Annotated in this window: 1 tRNA gene and 2 rRNA genes (1 of these 3 cut by a window edge); all 3 read left to right on the top strand. The window is 54.0% G+C overall.

Going from position 1 to position 2500, the window contains the following annotated elements:
• Nucleotides 1–2002 (top strand): 23S ribosomal RNA (locus AC1DXU_RS30375) (it extends 805 nt beyond the left edge of the window).
• A gap of 143 nt (nucleotides 2003–2145) precedes the next feature.
• A 5S ribosomal RNA gene (gene rrf, locus AC1DXU_RS30370) occupies nucleotides 2146–2260 on the top strand.
• Nucleotides 2261–2413: 153 nt separating this feature from the next.
• Nucleotides 2414–2497, top strand: a tRNA-Met gene (locus AC1DXU_RS30365).
• Nucleotides 2498–2500: the final 3 nt, after the last annotated feature.

Below are 2500 nucleotides of genomic sequence, written 5' to 3'. Positions count from 1 at the left end.
CGGGATGACTTGTGGCTAGGGGTGAAAGGCCAATCAAACTCGGAAATAGCTGGTTCTCCGCGAAATCTATTTAGGTAGAGCGTCGACCGAATACCCCAGGGGGTAGAGCACTGGATGGGCTAGGGGTCCTCACCGGATTACCAAACCTAACCAAACTCCGAATACCTGGGAGTACTAGTCGGCAGACACACGGCGGGTGCTAACGTCCGTCGTGAAAAGGGAAACAACCCTGACCTACAGCTAAGGTCCCCAAGTTATGGCTAAGTGGGAAAGGATGTGAGGATCCCAAAACAACCAGGATGTTGGCTTAGAAGCAGCCATCATTTAAAGAAAGCGTAACAGCTCACTGGTCTAAATAAGGGTCTTTGCGCCGAAAATGTAACGGGGCTAAAGCCATACACCGAAGCTTAGGGTTTGCAGCAATGCAAGCGGTAGCGGAGCGTTCTGTAAGCTGATGAAGCCATACCCGTGAGGGGTGGTGGAGGTATCAGAAGTGCGAATGCTGACATGAGTAACGTAAGGGGAGTGAGAGACTCCCCCGCCGAAAGTCCAAGGGTTCCTGCTTAAAGCTAATCTGAGCAGGGTTAGCCGGCCCCTAAGTCGAGGCAGAAATGCGTAGACGATGGGAACCACGTTAATATTCGTGGGCCTGGAGGAAGTGACGGATCATTGAGGTAGTCCAATCTTATCGGATTGAACGGGCTGCTGCGTGGTTCCAGGAAATAGCTCCTCCTTATAGACCGTACCCGAAACCGACACTGGTGGACTGGTAGAGTATACCAAGGCGCTTGAGAGAACTATGCTGAAGGAACTCGGCAAATTGCACGCGTAACTTCGGAAGAAGCGTGACCCTTTTCCACGCAAGTGGAGGAGGGTGGCACAGACCAGGGGGTAGCGACTGTTTATCAAAAACACAGGGCTCTGCGAAGTCGCAAGACGACGTATAGGGTCTGACGCCTGCCCGGTGCTGGAAGGTTAAGAGGAGGGGTGCAAGCTCTGAATCGAAGCCCCAGTAAACGGCGGCCGTAACTATAACGGTCCTAAGGTAGCGAAATTCCTTGTCGGGTAAGTTCCGACCTGCACGAATGGCGTAACGACTTCCCCGCTGTCTCCAGCATAGACTCAGTGAAATTGAATTCCCCGTGAAGATGCGGGGTTCCTGCGGTTAGACGGAAAGACCCCGTGCACCTTTACTATAGCTTTACATTGGCATTCGTAGTGGCATGTGTAGGATAGGTGGTAGGCTTTGAAACCTGGGCGCCAGCTCAGGTGGAGCCATCCTTGAAATACCACCCTTATTACTATGGATGTCTAACCGCGGCCCGTTATCCGGGTCCGGGACAATGTATGGTGGGTAGTTTGACTGGGGCGGTCGCCTCCTAAAGAGTAACGGAGGCGCGCGATGGTGGGCTCAGACCGGTCGGAAATCGGTCGCTGAGTGCAATGGCATAAGCCTGCCTGACTGCGAGACTGACAAGTCGAGCAGAGACGAAAGTCGGTCATAGTGATCCGGTGGTCCCGCGTGGAAGGGCCATCGCTCAACGAATAAAAGGTACGCCGGGGATAACAGGCTGATGACCCCCAAGAGTCCATATCGACGGGGTTGTTTGGCACCTCGATGTCGACTCATCGCATCCTGGGGCTGGAGCAGGTCCCAAGGGTATGGCTGTTCGCCATTTAAAGCGGTACGTGAGTTGGGTTCAGAACGTCGTGAGACAGTTCGGTCCCTATCTGCCGTGGGTGTAGGAATATTGAAAGGATCTGTCCCTAGTACGAGAGGACCGGGATGGACGGATCTCTGGTGGACCTGTTGTGGCGCCAGCCGCATAGCAGGGTAGCTATATCCGGACGGGATAACCGCTGAAGGCATCTAAGCGGGAAACCCACCTTAAAACGAGTATTCCCTGAGAACCGTGGAAGACGACCACGTTGATAGGCCGGGTGTGGAAGAGCGGCAACGCTTGAAGCTTACCGGTACTAATAGTTCGATCGGCTTGATCGTTCTCATTCCTTATGCCCATTTGAAAAAATGGATGGCACGACAAAGACCAGCGAAAAGCTCCGACAGAGCCCAAGGCGTAACGCCTGAGGCATTGTCGCGGCCAATCGCTCAAAAAGCTTCTCGAACAACGTGCGTTTTGCCGACCTGGTGGTTATGGCGGAGCGGCTGCACCCGATCCCATTCCGAACTCGGCCGTGAAACGCTCCAGCGCTGATGGTACTTCGTCTCAAGACGCGGGAGAGTAGGTCGCTGCCAGGTCTGCTAAATGCACGTTGAACTCACATCCAATCGGATGGAGTGAAATCTTCTCCTTACGAACAGGCCCGCCAACGGGACTACGGGCCGCGCAAGCGGCCCTTTCATTTGGTGGTCTCTTGATTCCGGTAAGCTAAAACTTACCTCTAAGGTTGACGCGGGGTGGAGCAGCCCGGTAGCTCGTCAGGCTCATAACCTGAAGGTCACAGGTTCAAATCCCAAATCCTGTCCCCGCAACCAAAT

Source organism: Mesorhizobium sp. P3_A10, from assembly GCF_056403175.1.
This window is presented reverse-complemented; position numbering and strand designations above follow the sequence as displayed.